Origin of the sequence: Microbacterium ulmi (assembly GCF_011759705.1) — a bacterium.
Classification (GTDB): domain Bacteria; phylum Actinomycetota; class Actinomycetes; order Actinomycetales; family Microbacteriaceae; genus Microbacterium; species Microbacterium ulmi.
The window spans coordinates 70746-87042 of the sequence record NZ_JAAOZF010000002.1 but is presented as its reverse complement, the minus strand read 5'-3'; the positions used below and the strand labels follow the sequence as shown (position 1 = coordinate 87042).

Genomic DNA, 16297 nt, shown 5'->3' with positions numbered 1-16297 from the left:
CCTACCGTCAGCGCACGGTCGCGACGGGCCGGGTCGCAGCGCGACGCGGGGCCGCAGCGGGCACCTGCCGCTTCGCAGGCAGCGTCCGCGCGAACGAGAGCAGGACGCCGGATGCGATGAGCACCGAGAGCAGCGACGTGCCGCCCTGCGACATGAAGGGCAGCGGCACGCCCAGCACGGGGAAAAGCCGCAGCACGACGCCGATGTTGATGAGCGCCTGACCGACGATCCACACCGTGATGCCGCCCGACACGATCCGGACGAAGGGGTCGTGCGTCTTGCGGATGATGTGGAACGCGCCGACGGCGAAGAGGGAGAACAGCGCCAGGACGACGATGCAGCCGATGAGCCCCAGCTCCTCGCCGACGATCGCGAAGATGTAGTCGTTCGACGCGGCCGGCAGCCAGTCGTACTTCTCCTTCGAGTTGCCCAGGCCCAGCCCGAAGACGCCACCGCTCGCGAGTCCCCAGATGCCGTGCAGCGGCTGATAGCAGTCGCCGTAGTAGTCCGCGAGGCAGTCGGCGTTGAGGAAGCTCATGATGCGCCGCATGCGGTCTGCGCTCGTGACGGCGTAGGCCGCGAGGGCGCCGAGTCCGAGGATCGCCGGCAGCACGAACAGCCGCAGACGCGCGCCCGAGAAGAAGAGTGCCCCCAGCACGATGAGGACGAGGATGATGACGGTGCCGAGGTCGTGACCGCCGATGACGGTCGCCATCACGATGCCGGCGACGGGGACGACGGGGATCAGGACGTGCTGCCACTTCGTGAGCAGGTTCTGCTTGCGGAACAGCACGTAGCCCAGCCAGAGCGCGAGGGCGAGCTTGAGGAACTCCGACGGCTGCGCCTGGAACCCGCCGATCGCGATCCAGTTCCGGTTGCCGTTCGCCGAGACGCCGAGGCCCGGCACGAACACGAGCATCTGGAACCCGATCGCCCCGATGAGCGCCGGCCACGCGGCCTTCTTCCAGAAGGCCACGGGGAGCCGGCTCGCGATGAACATGAGCGGGATGCCGATGGCGGCGAACACCGCCTGCTTGAGCACGTCGTCGTACGGCGGGTCGCCCTTGGCCGTCGCGACGGCCGACGTCGCCGACAGGATCATGACGAGCCCGAAGAACGTCAGCAGGAGCGCCGTCGAGGTGATCAGGAGGAACTCGCTCGGAACCGGCGCGAACGCCTTCCCGAGCGACACGCGGGCCGCGAGGCCGCGCCTGCGGGGCTGGTCAGGTCCGATCGCCCGGGGTCGCGTCGGCGTGCGCGTCGCCATCGGTCCCCCTTCCGATCCGATCCCTCACTGCGGCCGCGAATCGCCTGCCGCGGTCGGCGTAGGACGAGAACTGGTCGAAGGACGCCGCGGCGGGGGCGAGCAGCACGACGTCCCCGTCACGCGCGATCCCGGCCGCCAGCTCGACGACCCGCGCCATGACCTCTTCAGTCTCATCGGCATCGACCTCGAAGACGGGGACCGCGGGCGCGTGTCGCGCGAACGCCGCGACGAGCTCCTCGCGCTCCGCGCCGATGACGATCGCGGCCTTGGTCGTCGCGCCGCGTCCTGCGACGAGATCCGAGATGTCGACGCCCTTCAGCAGTCCCCCGACGACCCAGACGGCACCCGGGTAGGCGGCGAGAGAGGATGCCGCGGCGTGCGGATTCGTCGCCTTCGAGTCGTCCACCCACGTGATGCCGCCCTCGACCGCGACGACTTCGATGCGGTGCGGATCGAGGCGGAAGCCGCGCAGCGCGTCGCGGATCGCGGCGGGCGGCACCTCGAGCGAGCGCGCCAGCGCGGCGGCCGCGAGGATGTTCGCGACGACGTGGGGGGCGGCCAGACCGAGCTCGCGCAGCTCCTCGACGGTCGTGAGCTCGAGAGCCGACGTGCGACGCTCCTCGAGGAACGCGCGGTCGACGAGGATGCCCTCGATGACGCCGAGGTCGCTCGGCCCGGGGGCGCCGAGGTCGAAGCCGACCGCACGGGCGCCCTCGACGACCTCGGCATCCTCGACCATGCGCATCGTCGCGGCATCCGCCTTGTTGTAGACGCACGCGACGCGCGTGTTGTCGTAGACGTGCGCCTTGGCGTCGCGGTAGGCATCCGCCGAGCCGTGCCACTCGAGGTGGTCGTCGGCCAGGTTGAGGCAGACCGCGGCGTGCGGCGACACGGGGTCGGGGCCGGTCTGGAGGCCGAGGTACCACAGCTGATGGCTCGACAGCTCGACGACGAGGGCGTCGAATCCTGCGGGGTCGCGCACGGCGTCCAGCACCGGCGTCCCGATGTTGCCGACCGCCGCCGCGCGCAGTCCCCCTTCGACGAGCATCGTCGCGGCGAGGCGGGTCGTCGTCGTCTTGCCGTTCGTGCCCGTCACGAGGATCCAGTCGGCGGGCCGGCCGTCGAGCCGGACGACCTTGTCGCGGACGCGCCACGCGAGCTCGACATCCCCCCACAGCGCGAGGCCCGTCTCGAGCGTCCACGCGACGACGGGATGCCGCGGCGCGAAGCCCGGCGATGCGACGACGACGTCGGGCTCGAAGTCGACGAGCTCCTGCGGAACCGCGTCGAGCGAGCCCGTCCACAGTCGCGCCCCGATGACGGGGATGAGGCGCGCGTACTCCTCGTCGGCCTTCTCCGTGAACACGAACACGTCCGCGCCGAGCTCGGCGAGGGTGTCGGCGACCGAGAAGCCGGTGACCGACAGCCCGAGGACGCCGACGCGCAGTCCCTTCCAGTCCGCGTGCCAGCTCGTGAGGTCGTCGAGCCGGGTCATGTCTGGGTGAGCCATTCGACGTACATGAATCCGACGCCGGATGCCGCGAGGATCGCCGCGACGATCCACATGCGGACGACGATCGTCGTCTCGGCCCAGCCGCGCATCTCGAGATGGTGGTGGAAGGGGCTCATGAGGAAGAGCCGCTTCCCCTTCGTGAGCTTGAAGTAGTAGCGCTGGAGGATGACCGATCCCGAGCCGATGATGAAGACGCCGCAGACGATGACCGCGAGGATCTCGGTGCGCGAGAGGATCGACATCGCGGCGATGACGCCGCCGATGGCCATGGATCCCACGTCGCCCATGAAGACCTGCGCCTTCGGCGCGTTCCACCAGAGGAACCCGACGAGACCGGCCGCGAAGGCCGCCGCCACGATCGTGAGGTCGAGCGGATCGCGCGTCTCATAGCACGCGGACTGGTAGGCCTCCACGAGCGCCTCGGAGTAGCAGCGCTGCTGGAACTGCCAGAACGTGACGAGGCTCATCGCGCCGATCGTGAAGATGCCGGCCCCGGCGGCGAGTCCGTCGAGTCCGTCGGTCACGTTCGTGCTGTTCGACCACGCGACCCCGATGAAGGTGATCCAGAGGATGAACAGGATCGTGCCGACGGCGACGCCGAGGGCCATGAAGTCGAGGACGCCGAGGTCGCGGAAGATCGAGACGTGCGCCGATGCGGGAGTCTGGTTCCACGTGTTCGGGAACTGCAGCGACACGATCGCCCACGGCACGATGACGATGACCTGCCCGAGGATCTTGCGCCATCCCGTCAGCCCCAGGCTGCGCTGGCGGCGCACCTTCATGTAGTCGTCGACGAAGCCGACCACCGCGAAGCCCACCATCATCCAGATCACGAGCAGACCGGAGATCGTGGGCGGCGACCCGCCCGCATACGTGCCGATGAAGTAGCCGACGATCGTGCCCAGCACGAAGATGACGCCGCCCATCGTGGGCGTGCCGCGCTTCGCCTCGTGCGGGGGGATGTTCCCGTCCTCCGGCGTGCGGATGATCTGGCCCCATCCCCATCGCCGGAACAGCCGGAGGAACACCGGCGTGAGCAGGAGGGTGAATGCCAGCGAGATCGCCGCCGCGGTCAGGAGTGATCTCACGAGAACGATTCTCCCAGACGATCGCCGAGGAACCGGAGCCCGGCCGAGTTGGACGACTTCACGAGCACGCGGTCGCCGTCGCGCAGCTCGCCCACGAGGTAGTCGAACGCCTCGTCGGCCGTCGGGAAGAAGATCGCCTCGCCGTCCCAGGAGCCCTGCGAGACGGCTTCGAGGTACATGCGGCGCGCGTCGGGGCCGATGACGACGATGCGCTGGATGCCGAGCCGCACGGCGAGCAGCCCCACGCGGTCGTGCTCCTCGGCGGAGTGCTCCCCCAGCTCGCTCATCGCACCGAGGACCGCGACGGTGCGCTGTCCTGGCTCGACGATCTGCGCGAGCGTCCGCAGGGCCGCGGCCATCGAGTCGGGGCTGGCGTTGTAGGCGTCGTTGATGATGCGCACGCGGTCGGATCCGAGCGGCTGCATGCGCCACCGCTCCGCGAGCTCGACGGTCTCGAGGCGGGCGACGCACTCCGCCAGGGAGACGCCGAGCGCCGTCGCCGCCGCGATCGCCGCGAGCGCGTTCATGACGTGGTGCTCGCCGAGGACTCGCAGCCGCAGCGGAAGGCTCTCGCCGTCGCAGCTCACGACGAACGCGGTTCCGGATGCCGTCACCTCGACGTCGTCGGCGCGGACGTCCGCCGACGCGCCGCGGCCGAACCATCGCACCGCGACGCCGCGCTCCGCGGCCGGAGCGGCCATCGACGCGACGCGCGCGTCGTCGGCGTTGAGGATCGCGAGCCCGCCGGGGCGCAGCGCGCGGACGAGCTCCGACTTCGCAGCGAGCGTCGCCTCGATCCCTCCGAAGCCGCCTGCGTGCGCCAGCCCGACCATGAGCACGATCCCGATGTCGGGCTCGACGAGTCCCGCGAGGCGCGCGATCTCGCCGGGCGCCGACGCGCCGAACTCGCTCACGAGGAACCGCGTCGACTCGGCGACGCGCAGCATCGTGAGGGGGGCGCCGACCTCGTTGTTGAACGACGCGCGAGGCGACACGGTCTCGCCTTCGTCCTGCAGGATCCGAGCGAGGAGGTTCTTGGTCGTCGTCTTGCCGTTCGAGCCGGTGATTCCGACGACGCGCAGATCGCCGTCCTCCCGGACGCGGGCCACGACGAATCGGGCGAGGTCGGCGAGCGAGGCGACGGCATCCGCGACCACGACCTGGGAGATGTCGACGTCGACGTGTCGCTCGACGATCGCGAGCGCGGCTCCCGCCTCCGCGGCGGCGGGCACGAACAGGTGCCCGTCCGTCGTCTCCCCCGGCTTGGCGACGAAGACGTCGCCGGGCCCGATGAGCCGCGAGTCGGTGTCGACGAGACCGGAGACGACCGTGTCGGGTGCGTCGGAGCCGGCGAGACGGAGCTGTCCGCGGACGGCCTGGGCTAGCTGTGCGAGTGTCAGTGAGATCATCGTTGTCCGGCCGAATCGGACGCGCTCACCCGAACTTGGGGAGCAGCGTCGGCCCCACGGTGGACGGCATGACGCGGAAGGTCTTCAGAACCTGTGTCATGGCCTTCTGCCACGCGGAGGCGTTGGCCCCCGACGACTTTATCCGAGTCGGCTCGTCGAGCGTGACCACGACCACGTACTGCGGGTCCTCGGCGGGGGCGAATCCGATCATCGTCGTGAAGTAGATGCCGGCCTTGTACCGGCCGTTCCCGTCCGTCTTCTCGCCCGTGCCCGTCTTGTCGGCGATGTTGTAGCCGGGCACCGCGACGCTCTTGGCGAGCGAGCTCTGCAGAGCGACGTTCTCGAGCATCTGCTGCACGGCCACGGCCGTCTCCGGCCGCACGACCTGCGTCGGGGCGGGCTGCTCGGGCGTGACGACGGTCCCGTCGGGCTTCGTGCACGACTCGACGAGCGACAGCGGGATGCGAAGTCCGTCGTTCGCGATCGCCTGGTACGCGCCCGCGAGCTCGGGCACGGTCGTGGTGACGCCCTGGCCGAACGCGATGTTGTAGAAGCTCTGGTTGTCCCAGCGGTCGGGAGTGGGCAGGTCGCCCTTGAGCTGGCCGTAGAAGTCGATCGGGCTCCCGTCTCCGATGCCGAACTTCTTGAGGTAGTCGTAGCGGGTCTGGGTGTCGACGCGCTCGGCGAACTTGGAGATGCCGACGTTCGACGAGTCGATCAGCACGCCTGTGAGCGTGTAGCGGTTGCTGGGATGCTGGAACGAGTCCCCGACCCGTGCTCCGTTCGGGAACGTCTCGCGCCACGGCGCCGTCACGGTCGACGTCGGCGTCTGGCCGCCCGCGTCGATGAGCGTCGCGGCCGTGAGGGCCTTGAAGGTCGACCCCGGCTCGAACCAGTTCGTGAAGATGCGGCTTCCGCGGTCGTTCACATCCGAGGCCGGCACGTCGTTGGGATCGACCGTCGGGTATTCGGCGGCCGCGCGGATCTTGCCCGTCTTGACCTCGACGACCGTGATGTTGCCCGACAGCGCTCCCAGATCCTGCACCTGCTCGGCGATGAGCTGCTGCAGGTACCACTGCAGGTCTCGGTTGATCGTGAGCTGCAGCGTGCCGCCGTCGACGGCATCCACCCTGCGCTCGGTGCCGGGGATGACGACCCCGTCTTTGCCCTTCTGGTACGTGATCTTCCCGTTGCTCGCCGTCAGGCAGCTGTCCTGGCTCTGCTCGAGGCCGCCGAGCGCAGTGCCCTCGGTGCCCATGTAGCCGACGAGGTTGCCGGCGACGGCTCCGTCGGGATACGTGCGCGCGGGGTGCGCGTCGAAGCTCAGATACGGGATGCCGAGATCCGCCAGCGCGCGGTACTGCTCCGTCGTGAGGCCGCGCTTGAGGTACACGAACTGCGTGTCGGGGTTGTCCGCGATCGCCGCGGCGACGATCGCCTGGATCTCCTCCGCCGTCTGGCCCGTCACGGCTCCGATCTCGGCGGACGCCTGCGCCCACACCACGTTGGAGGCGGTGCCGTCCTCCGCTGTGCGGACGAACCCCGCCTTGCGGGTCTTGGTCGGCTGCTCGTACAGCGTGATGTTCTTGGGGTCGAGCACGCCGTCGTACAGCAGGATGCTGCCCGCGAGCGACTGCCCCGTCTCGTCGACGATGGCGCCTCGCGTCCCGTACAGCGGTCGCTCGCCGTCGAACGCCATCATCGAGTCGGCGATGTGCTCCTGCGCGTTGACCACCTGGATGTCGACGAGCCGCACGATGAACCCCCCGAGGACCGCGAGGACCACGGCGAGGGCGACCACGGTGCGGCGGCGCGGGCTGCGGGTGCTTCTCGTCGTCATGGCTTCAGTGTGTGCTCGGAGTGGGCAGGCCCTCGGTGAGGGGCGGCGGAGTGTTCGAAACCGGCGCGGCGCCGTCGGCGGCCTGCTCGACGGGAGGCTCCGGCTCGGGCATCCCCTGGATCGTCGCCTCGGGCGCGGTCACGAGCGGGGTGTCGGTGATGAGCGCGTTCGGGACGGATGCCCGGCCCAGCGCGTCGACGGACGATGCGCCGATCGCGGGAGAGCCGGTGCCGAGGAGCGCGCCGTCGCTGAGCCTCAGGTAGGAGGGCGACTCGATGATGACCATCCCGAGCGCCGAGGCGTTCGCCGCGAGGTATTGGGGCGAGCTCAGGCCCGCGAGGTCGTCATCGAGGATCTGCTTCTGCCAGTCGAGCGTGCGCTGCTGGCCGGAGAGCTTCGACAGCTCGTACGACGACTGCGTCGTGAGGATCGACAGCGCCATCTGCGCCGCGCCGATGGACAGCGCGCCCAGGATCGCGACGATGGCGTAGACGACACGCGGTCGACGACGTCGGCCGGGCGCCTCCACGACGCGGAGCGGGCGTGGGGACGTCCGCCGGTCCGGGGCGGGCGCGAGCGGCGCTGCAAGGCTCATGCGGACTCCCTGACTCGCTCGGCCGCGCGCAGCCGCACGGGGGTGGCCCGCGGGTTGCGGGCGATCTCCTCGGGCGATGCGAGCTCGGCGCCCTTGACGAGGAGCCGGAAGCGGGGGGCGTGCTCGGGCAGCTCGACGGGAAGCCCCGCGGGAGCCGTGGAGGCTGTGGCCTGCGCGAGGGCGCGCTTGACCAGGCGATCCTCGAGCGACTGGTACGAGAGCACGACGATGCGGCCGCCGACCGCCAGCAGCGAGAGAGCCGCGGGAATCGCGCGCTCGAGGACGACGAGCTCGCGGTTCACCTCGATGCGCAGCGCCTGGAACACGCGCTTGGCGGGATGTCCCGCACGCTGGGCGGCGTACGGCGTGGCCGCGACGAGGATCTCCACGAGGCGTCCGGAACGCTCGATGGGCTCGCGTGTGCGCGCATCGATGATCGCTCTGGCGTACCGCCCCGACAGCTTCTCCTCGCCGTAGCGCTCGAAGATGCGGCGCAGCTCGCCTTCGCTGTAGGTCGCGATGACGTCGGCGGCCGTCGTGCCCGACGACTGGTCCATGCGCATGTCGAGCGGGGCGTCCTGCGAGTAGGCGAAGCCGCGGTCGGCGACGTCGAGCTGCAGCGACGAGACGCCGAGGTCGAAGAGGATGCCGTCGACCCGATCGACTCCCGCGCTCGTGACGGCGTCGGCGATGCCGTCGTACACCGTGTGCACGAGCGTCACACGGTCTCCGAAGCGCGCGAGCCGCTCTCCGGCGATGCGCAGCGCGTCGGTGTCGCGATCGAGGCCGATCAGCCGAGCGCGGGGGAACCTCTCCAGCAGGGCCTCGGAGTGGCCGCCCATCCCGAGCGTCGCGTCGACGAACACGGCGCCGGCGGGCTCGAGGGCGGGCGCCAGCAGCTCGGCGCAGCGCTCGAGGAGGACGGGAGTGTGAATGTCTCGGAGGCTCATGATGGCGTGGGCTCTGCCGTTCTCCTGATCCCCAGACCCTGATTCCCATCCGCCCTGACCTGGCGCCGGGGAAGTGCGTCAGGGCGTGAGCGGCTGGGGATCACGATCGGGGGCTCAGAACAGGCCCGGAATCACCTCCTGCTCCAGTTCGGCATAGCTCTCTTCGTTGCCCTCCGCGTAGGCGTTCCACGCGTCGGCGTTCCAGATCTCGGCGTGCGCGCCCACGCCCGTGACGACCAGCTCGCGATCGAGGCCGGCGTAGGCGCGCAGCGCCGGGGGGATCGTGATGCGGTTCTGGCTGTCGGGCTTCTCGGCGCTGGCGCCGGAGAGGAACATGCGCAGGAAGTCGCGCGCCTGCTTGTTCGAGAGCGGCGTCTCACGGATCCGCTCGTGGATGCGCTCGAACTCCTCCGTGCTGAACACGTAGAGGCAGCGGTCCTGACCGCGGGTCACGACGACTCCCGCACCGAGGTCGTCGCGGAACTTCGCGGGGAGGATGACGCGGCCTTTGTCGTCGAGCTTGGGAGTGTGCGTGCCCAGAAGCATCGGCCATCACCCCCCTTCGTCCGGCCCCCCGCGGGTTGTTCGCCACTTTACTCCACTCTCCCCCACTTCGCTATAAGGACGCACCACCGACTGTGCGCACCGCTCCACCCCGGCCGAGCGCGGACGGTCGCGTAGCGGCATCCGGGCACAAAAAAAGCACCGACCCGAGGGTCGGTGCCAGATCGTGTGGGAGGCGGTGTCAGCCTTCTCCGCGCCGCTTGTCCCAGCGGTCGTTCATGCGGTCCATGAATGACGAGGACGAGGCCGGCGTCGAGGGCTGCTCGCGCCTCGTCGCGGTCCGTGCGAGGCCGCGCGTCGGCGTGACCGCGAGGACGACTCCGCCCAGCATCACGAGGAAGCCGATGACGCCGATGACGACGAGGGGGATCGAGACGCCCGCGATGAGGCCGCCGAGCCCGACGAGCACGAGCACGGTGCCGTAGACGATGTTGCGGTAGCTGAGCGAGCGCCCGTCGCGCTGCGCACTCACCACGTCGGCGTCGTTGTGCATGAGATGACGTTCCATCTCGTCAAGCAGACGCTGCTCCTGTTCCGACAGTGGCATGCATCCTCCTTCCGCGGGCTCCGGTCGCGTCGATTGTACGCGTCCCGTTGATCACTAGGCTAGGCCCGTGTCACCCTCTGTGGACCCTGTCGAGGCGGTTTCCCAGCGACTCGGCAACTTCGTGGCATCGCAGACGGCGTCGGCGACGGCATGGGGCCCCGAAGCCGCGCTGTTCGTCGCTGCCGGAGCGCGGGCGCTCGAGGGCGGCAAGCGTCTGCGCGGGCGATTCTGCATAGCCGGATGGCGCGCCGTCGCGGAGGTCGCGGGTCCCGCTGAGGCGCCTCCGCGGGAGGTCGTCGCGGCCGCGGCGGCGCTCGAGATCTTCCAGGCCGCGGCCCTCGTCCACGACGACCTGATCGACAACTCGGACACGCGACGAGGACGTCCCGCCGCGCACCGAGCGCTCGAGCGCGCGCATCGGGATGCCGCGTGGGTCGGCGACGCCGAGGCGTTCGGGCGCTCCGCCTCGATCCTTCTCGGCGACCTCCTCGTCGCGTGGAGCGACGATCTGCTCGAGGAGGGGCTTGCGGATGCCGACGCCTCCGCGGCGTCCGCCGCCCGGCGCGAGTACGCGTCGATGCGCCGAGAGGTGACCGTCGGGCAGTTCCTCGACGTCGCAGAGGAGTCGGCGTTCCGCACGGCGCCCGACGACCGGCACGCCGAGCGCGCGCTGCGCGTCGCGTCGCTCAAGTCGGCGAGGTACAGCATCCAGCAGCCGCTCGTCATCGGCGGTGCGCTGGCGGGGGCGGATGCGGCGCAGCTCGCCTCGCTCGTCGCCTTCGGGCACCCCGTCGGCATGGCGTTCCAGCTGCGCGACGATGTGCTGGGCGTCTTCGGCGACGAGGCTGCGACGGGCAAGCCGTCGGGCGACGATCTCCGCGAAGGCAAGCGCACGGTCCTGGTCGCCTTCACGCGCGAGCGCCTCGCCCCGCCGGCGCGCCGCATCCTGGACGAGCTCGTCGGCGACCCGGCGCTGGACGCAGATCAGATCGCGTCGCTGCAGCGCACGATCGTCGAGACCGGCGCGCTCGATCGCGTCGAGCAGCTCATCTCGGACTACGCGCGCGAGGCCGAGCGCGCGCTGTCGGGCGCGCGGCTAGGGAACGCGGCGGTCGGCGACCTGCGCGATCTCGCGCGGGCGGCGACCGTCCGATCGACGTAACGGGCGACGGCCTGCGTCAGGCGACGGTCTGCGCGACGCGGCGCACTTCGCTCTTGCGGCCGGCCCGCAGTGCCTCGATGGGCGGGATGCCGATCGAGTCCTCCTGCTCGAGCAGCCAGTCGATCGCCTCGTCGTCGGAGAAGCCGGCGTCCTGAAGGACGATGACGGTGCCGCGCAGCGACGACAGCGGATGCCCGTCGACGATGAACACCGCGGGCACCTTGAGCACTCCGTCGCGGCGCGAGCCGATGAGGTAGCGCTCGTCGAGCAGCCGGTGGACACGTCCGAGCGGTTCTCCCAGGACCTCGATGAGGTCGGGAAGGGTCAGCCAGTCGGTCTCGGTACGGGGTGTGGCATCGGAAGTCACCGTTCCACTATCTCATCCGCCGAGAGCGATGCCGATGCCACATCGATCACATGAGCCACATCAGCCCCTCCTATATCACCTGTTGACACGCATATACATCCGTGACACGGTTTTGTGAGTCCACCGAGGGGGGAACCCGTGCGACCAACCACAGCTGCTGCACCCGCCGCACTGGCCGGCTCCATCGCTCTGATGCTCGTGGCCACGCCCGCGCAGGCCGCCGAGCCGAGTCGCACTGCGGCGGGCGCGAGGCAGGCCCCCGCGTTCACGGGGCCGGCCGCCGTCCTCAACGTCCGGGTCGCCGCGAACACGCCGCCCGCGACCTATGTCGTCGGCAAGGGCGACTCGGTGTGGGCGATCGCGACGCGGTTCGGGCTGCGCACATCCGACGTCCTCGCGCTCAACGGCCTTGCGGCCAGCTCGATCATCCGACCAGGGCAGGTGCTGCGCCTCACGGGCGCCCCGGCCGCGCCCGCTCCGGCGCCTGAGCCCAGCGGGGGCGACTACACGGTGCAGAAGGGCGACACGATCAGCGGGATCGCGAGCAGGCACGGCGTCAGCACGCAGGCGGTGCTCAGTGCCAACGGGCTCGTGTGGTCGTCCATCATCTACCCCGGTCAGCGCCTCACGATTCCCGGATCCTCCGCTCCGACGGCTCCCGCCCCTGCTCCCGTCGCACCCTCGACGCCGCCGCCCGCGGCGGCCGGAGGCTACGTCGTGCAGAAGGGCGACACGATCTACGCGATCGCGAAGCGCAGCGGGCTCAGCACGGCGGCCGTGCTCGACGCCAACGGCCTGACATCCGCGTCGATCATCTATCCGGGACAGCGGATCGTCATCCCCGGAGCCTCCGCGCCCGCGCCTGCGGCACCCACGGCTCCGGCTCCTCCCGCCCCCGCTCCTCCCTCGGCGAGCGGCGCCTACACCGTCAAGGGCGGCGACACGATCAGCGGCATCGCCAAGAGCCACGGCGTCACGACGCAGGCCGTCCTGGGCGCGAACGGGCTCGGCTGGTCGTCGGTGATCTACCCGGGGCAGAGGATCTCGATCCCGGGAGCGGCCGCACCCGCCGCGACGGCACCGGCTGCGCCTGCGCCGCCCGCGCCCGTCGTGCAGCTGTCGGCGACGCTCGACGCCGAGCAGACGGCCAACGCCCAGCTCATCATCCGCATCGGCCGCGAGCTCGGCGTCCCCGAGCGCGGGATCGCGATCGCGCTCGGCTCCGCGATGCAGGAGTCATCGCTGCGCAACCTCGACCACGGCGACCGCGACTCGCTCGGTCTGTTCCAGCAGCGGCCCAGCACGGGCTGGGGCACCGCCGACGAGGTGCGCGACCCCGTCCGCGCGACGAAGGCGTTCTACGGCGGCCCGTCCGACCCCAACGGCTCTCGCACGAGAGGCCTGCTCGACATCGCGGGATGGGAGGCGATGACCTTCACGCAGGCCGCGCAGGCCGTTCAGATCTCGGCCTACCCCGACTACTACGCGAAGTGGGAGCAGGCCTCGTACACCTGGCTCGCAGCGCTGGGCTGAGGCATCCCCCCGGGTCTGCGGGTGAGCCGCTCCCCTGGCTCTCAGCCATCCGTACCTAGACTCTCAGCGTGAGCACGAGTCAGCAGGCCGACCCGCTGATCGGCCGTCTCGTCGACGGCCGGTACCGGGTCCGTGCGCGCATCGCGCGCGGCGGCATGGCGACCGTGTACGTGGCGACGGATCTGCGGCTCGAGCGACGCATCGCGCTCAAGGTCATGCACGGCCATCTGAGCGACGACTCCGTCTTCCAGAGCCGCTTCATCCAGGAGGCGCGCGCCGCCGCCCGGCTCGCCGACCCGCACGTCGTCAATGTGTTCGACCAGGGCCAGGACGGCGACATGGCCTACCTCGTCATGGAGTACCTGCCGGGCATCACGCTGCGCGAGCTCATGCGCGAGCAGCGCAGGCTGACGGTCGCGCAGACGGTCTCGATCATGGATGCCGTGCTCTCGGGTCTCGCGGCCGCGCATCGTGCCGGCATCGTGCATCGCGACGTCAAGCCGGAGAACGTCCTGCTCGCGGAGGACGGCCGCATCAAGATCGGCGACTTCGGCCTCGCGCGCGCCACGACGGCGAACACGGCGTCGGGCGCGCAGCTGCTCGGCACGATCGCCTACCTCGCTCCCGAGCTCGTCACCCGCGGCACGGCCGACGCCCGCAGCGACATCTACGCGCTGGGCATCATGCTGTACGAGATGCTCGTCGGAGAGCAGCCCTACAAGGGCGAGCAGCCGATGCAGATCGCGTTCCAGCATGCGACCGACTCCGTGCCGCGGCCCAGCATCAAGAACCCCGCCGTCCCCGAGGCGCTCGACGAGCTCGTGCTGTGGTCGACCGAGAAGGCGCCGGACGACCGTCCGACCGATGCGCGCGAGATGCTCGAGCGGCTGCGCGAGATCGAGCGCGAACTGGGCATCACCCCGCACGTCGCGCGCCCCGCTCCGATCGGCATCGCTCCCTCCGACGTGTCGGACTCGGCCGAGCTCACCAAGGTGCTGCCCGCGACGATGACGGCGCCCATGGCCGCCGCCGACGACACAGACAACGCGACGCGGCTGCGGCGCAAGGGAAAGCGCCGCGCCGCGAAGGGCGGGTGGCTGCTCGCGCTCGTGATCGTCCTCGCGGCGCTCGCGGCGGGAGCCGGGTGGTGGTTCGGCTCCGGCCCCGGCTCCTTGGTCGCGGTCCCGGATGTCGCGAACAGGACGTTCGACGAGGCTCAGGCGCTCCTGGCCGAGCACTCGCTGCTCGCGCAGCAGGAGGGCCGGAACAGCCTCGAGGTCGACGTCGGGCTCGCGATCGACAGCGACCCGCGGCCCGGCGAGCGCGTCGACAAGGACACGACCGTCACGGTCTTCATCTCCCTCGGACCCGCAGAGGTCGCCGTCGAGGCGCTCAGCGGGCGGAGCGAGTCAGACGCCCGGGCGATCCTGCAGTCGCACACGATCGAGGCGGGCGACAGCGAGCAGTTCTTCACGGACGCGCCGGACGGCGAGGTCGTGGGGCTCGTCATCCACCCGCGCGCCGGGGGCGACGACGTCGCATGCACCGACGGCTGCACGGTCCACGAGGGCGACACCGCCACGCTCTCCGTCTCGCTCGGTCCGCTTCCCGATGTCGTGGGCGAGAGCGAGGGGAAGGCGCGCAGCACGCTCGAGGGTCTCCAGCTGACGGTGGCCGACCCGAGCCCCACCGAGGCGAGCGAGACCATCGACGAGGGCCGGGTCATCCGGGTCACCGGCCGCGACGACGGTGCATGGCTGCGTCCCGGCGACACCGTGACGCTCGTCGTCTCGACGGGTCCGCCCCTGTTCGCCGTCCCGGATCTGCGCGGGATGACGCTCGGCGCCGCGAAGAAGGCCGTGGCGGATGCCGGGTTCACGCTCGAGTACGACGACCGCTGGAGCACCTTCCCCGACTCGTTCACGCGGGTGGAGTCGCAGAACCCCAAGGCGGGCGACATGAAGCGCAAGGGCACCGAGATCTCCGTCCGAATCGGGGCGTCGCTCTAGGCGGCCGTGCGGCCGCGGCATCCGTCGCCTGCAGCCGCGAACCGGCGCAGGCGCCGCACTGCGGGATCCTGCGGCTCGCGCACCGCGTGCCCGGAGGGTCGGCCCCGCTACAGCTTCTCGAGCTCCTCGGCGACGAGGAACGCGAGCTCGAGGCTCTGCATGTGGTTCAGGCGCGGGTCGCACAGCGACTCGTAACGAGTCGCGAGTGTCGCCTCGTCGATCATCTCGGAGCCGCCGAGGCATTCCGTGACGTCGTCGCCCGTGAGCTCGACGTGGATGCCGCCCGGGAACGTGCCGACGGCCCTGTGCGCCTCGAAGAAGCCGCGCACCTCGTCGACGACGTCGTCGAAGCGGCGCGTCTTGTAGCCCGTCGGGGTCGTGATGCCGTTGCCGTGCATGGGATCGGTGACCCACAGCGGAGTCGCCCCCGAAGCCTTGACGGCCTCGAGCAGGGGCGGCAGCGCGTCGCGGATCCTGCCCGCGCCCATGCGCGTGATGAACGTCAGCCGACCGGGCTCACGCTCGGGGTCGAGCTTGTCGATGAGAGCGAGCGCCGTCTCGGCGGTCGTCGAGGGCCCGAGCTTGACGCCGATGGGGTTGCGGATGCGCGAGAAGTACTCGACGTGCGCGCCGTCGAGATCGCGTGTGCGCTCCCCGATCCACACGAAGTGGGCGGAGGTGTTGTACGGCGTGTTCGTGCGCGAGTCGATGCGGGTCATGGGTCGCTCGTAGTCCATCAGCAGACCCTCGTGACCCGTGTAGAACTCGACGCGCTTGAGCTCGTCGAAGTCGGCGCCCGCCGCCTCCATGAACTTGATGGCGCGGTCGATCTCGGCCGCCAGGCCCTCGTAGCGCTGATTGGCCGGGTTCTGCGCGAAGCCCTTGTTCCACGAGTGCACTTCGCGCAGATCGGCGAAGCCGCCCTGCGTGAAGGCGCGGATGAGGTTCAGCGTCGAGGCCGCCGTGTGGTACCCCTTGAGCAGCCGCGCCGGGTCGGCCCGACGCGACGCCTCGGTGAAGTCGTAGCCGTTCACGATGTCGCCTCGGTACGCGGGCAGCGTCACGTCGCCGCGCGTCTCGGTGTCGCTCGAGCGGGGCTTGGCGAACTGGCCCGCCATGCGGCCCATCTTGATGATCGGCATCGACGCGCCGTATGTCAGCACGACCGCCATCTGCAGCACGGTCTTGATGCGGTTGCGGATCTGCTCCGCTGTGGCGCCGGCGAACGTCTCGGCGCAGTCGCCGCCCTGCAGGAGGAAGGCCCGGCCGGAGGCGGCGCGCGCGAGCTTCTCGCGCAGGTTGTCGACCTCGCCCGCGAAGACGAGCGGCGGAAGCGTCGCGATCTCGGCGGACACGGCGGCGACAGCGTCGGCGTCGTACCAGTCGGGCTGCTGCTTGATCGGCAGAGTCCGCCACTGGTCGAGTCCGTCGAGCTGCTGAAGCATCCCTGAAG

Annotated in this window: 14 protein-coding genes; 3 read left to right on the top strand and 11 right to left on the bottom strand. The window is 70.5% G+C overall.

Going from position 1 to position 16297, the window contains the following annotated elements; genetic code table 11:
- Positions 1–7 precede the first annotated feature (7 nt).
- From ftsW to FHS08_RS12945, 9 genes are all read right to left on the bottom strand, one after another.
- Positions 8–1267: a putative lipid II flippase FtsW gene (gene ftsW / locus FHS08_RS12985; RefSeq protein WP_167040063.1), complete on the bottom strand. Its 1260-nt coding sequence runs from the start codon at positions 1265–1267 to the stop codon at positions 8–10.
- Positions 1224–2762, bottom strand: coding sequence for a UDP-N-acetylmuramoyl-L-alanine--D-glutamate ligase (murD, locus tag FHS08_RS12980; protein ID WP_167040061.1), 1539 nt, complete (start codon positions 2760–2762; stop codon positions 1224–1226). The genes ftsW and murD overlap by 44 nt, the downstream gene beginning before the upstream one ends.
- Positions 2759–3868, bottom strand: a complete 1110-nt coding sequence (mraY, locus tag FHS08_RS12975) for a phospho-N-acetylmuramoyl-pentapeptide-transferase (protein ID WP_167040059.1) — start codon at positions 3866–3868, stop codon at positions 2759–2761. Before mraY ends, murD begins: the two co-directional genes overlap by 4 nt.
- Positions 3865–5277, bottom strand: coding sequence for a UDP-N-acetylmuramoyl-tripeptide--D-alanyl-D-alanine ligase (locus FHS08_RS12970; RefSeq protein WP_167040057.1), 1413 nt, complete (start codon positions 5275–5277; stop codon positions 3865–3867). The genes mraY and FHS08_RS12970 overlap by 4 nt, the downstream gene beginning before the upstream one ends.
- A gap of 25 nt (positions 5278–5302) precedes the next feature.
- The gene (locus tag FHS08_RS12965) at positions 5303–7117 is read right to left on the bottom strand and encodes a peptidoglycan D,D-transpeptidase FtsI family protein (RefSeq protein WP_167040056.1); all 1815 of its coding nucleotides are present in this window, start codon (positions 7115–7117) and stop codon (positions 5303–5305) included.
- A gap of 4 nt (positions 7118–7121) precedes the next feature.
- Entirely contained in the window at positions 7122–7712 is a 591-nt protein-coding gene (ftsL, locus tag FHS08_RS12960) for a cell division protein FtsL (RefSeq protein ID WP_167040054.1), read from the bottom strand.
- Positions 7709–8662: a 16S rRNA (cytosine(1402)-N(4))-methyltransferase RsmH gene (gene rsmH, locus FHS08_RS12955; RefSeq protein ID WP_167040052.1), complete on the bottom strand. Its 954-nt coding sequence runs from the start codon at positions 8660–8662 to the stop codon at positions 7709–7711. Before rsmH ends, ftsL begins: the two co-directional genes overlap by 4 nt.
- Positions 8663–8776: 114 nt before the next feature.
- Positions 8777–9208: a division/cell wall cluster transcriptional repressor MraZ gene (gene mraZ, locus FHS08_RS12950; protein WP_167040050.1), complete on the bottom strand. Its 432-nt coding sequence runs from the start codon at positions 9206–9208 to the stop codon at positions 8777–8779.
- A gap of 199 nt (positions 9209–9407) precedes the next feature.
- Entirely contained in the window at positions 9408–9773 is a 366-nt protein-coding gene (locus FHS08_RS12945) for a DUF3040 domain-containing protein (protein WP_167040048.1), read from the bottom strand.
- A 67-nt stretch (positions 9774–9840) separates the two neighbouring features.
- On the opposite strand from FHS08_RS12945, the gene FHS08_RS12940 reads away from it, so the two are divergent.
- Positions 9841–10935: a polyprenyl synthetase family protein gene (locus FHS08_RS12940; RefSeq protein WP_167040046.1), complete on the top strand. Its 1095-nt coding sequence runs from the start codon at positions 9841–9843 to the stop codon at positions 10933–10935.
- 16 nt (positions 10936–10951) lie between these two features.
- On the opposite strand, the gene FHS08_RS12935 is transcribed toward FHS08_RS12940, so the two are convergent.
- Positions 10952–11302 carry an Rv2175c family DNA-binding protein gene (locus tag FHS08_RS12935; protein WP_167040044.1) on the bottom strand — a complete coding sequence of 117 codons (351 nt, stop codon included), beginning with the start codon at positions 11300–11302 and terminating at the stop codon, positions 10952–10954.
- Positions 11303–11440: 138 nt separating this feature from the next.
- On the opposite strand from FHS08_RS12935, the gene FHS08_RS12930 reads away from it, so the two are divergent.
- Positions 11441–12835 (top strand): LysM peptidoglycan-binding domain-containing protein, encoded by a 1395-nt coding sequence (locus tag FHS08_RS12930; protein ID WP_167040042.1) that lies wholly within the window; start codon positions 11441–11443, stop codon positions 12833–12835.
- A 68-nt stretch (positions 12836–12903) separates the two neighbouring features.
- On the top strand, positions 12904–14844 hold the full coding sequence (gene pknB, locus FHS08_RS12925) for a Stk1 family PASTA domain-containing Ser/Thr kinase (RefSeq protein WP_167040040.1): 1941 nt from the start codon (positions 12904–12906) through the stop codon (positions 14842–14844).
- 107 nt (positions 14845–14951) lie between these two features.
- Here the strand turns inward: pknB and FHS08_RS12920 are convergent, their stop codons facing one another.
- Positions 14952–16289, bottom strand: a complete 1338-nt coding sequence (locus tag FHS08_RS12920) for a class II 3-deoxy-7-phosphoheptulonate synthase (RefSeq protein WP_167040038.1) — start codon at positions 16287–16289, stop codon at positions 14952–14954.
- Positions 16290–16297 lie beyond the last annotated feature (8 nt).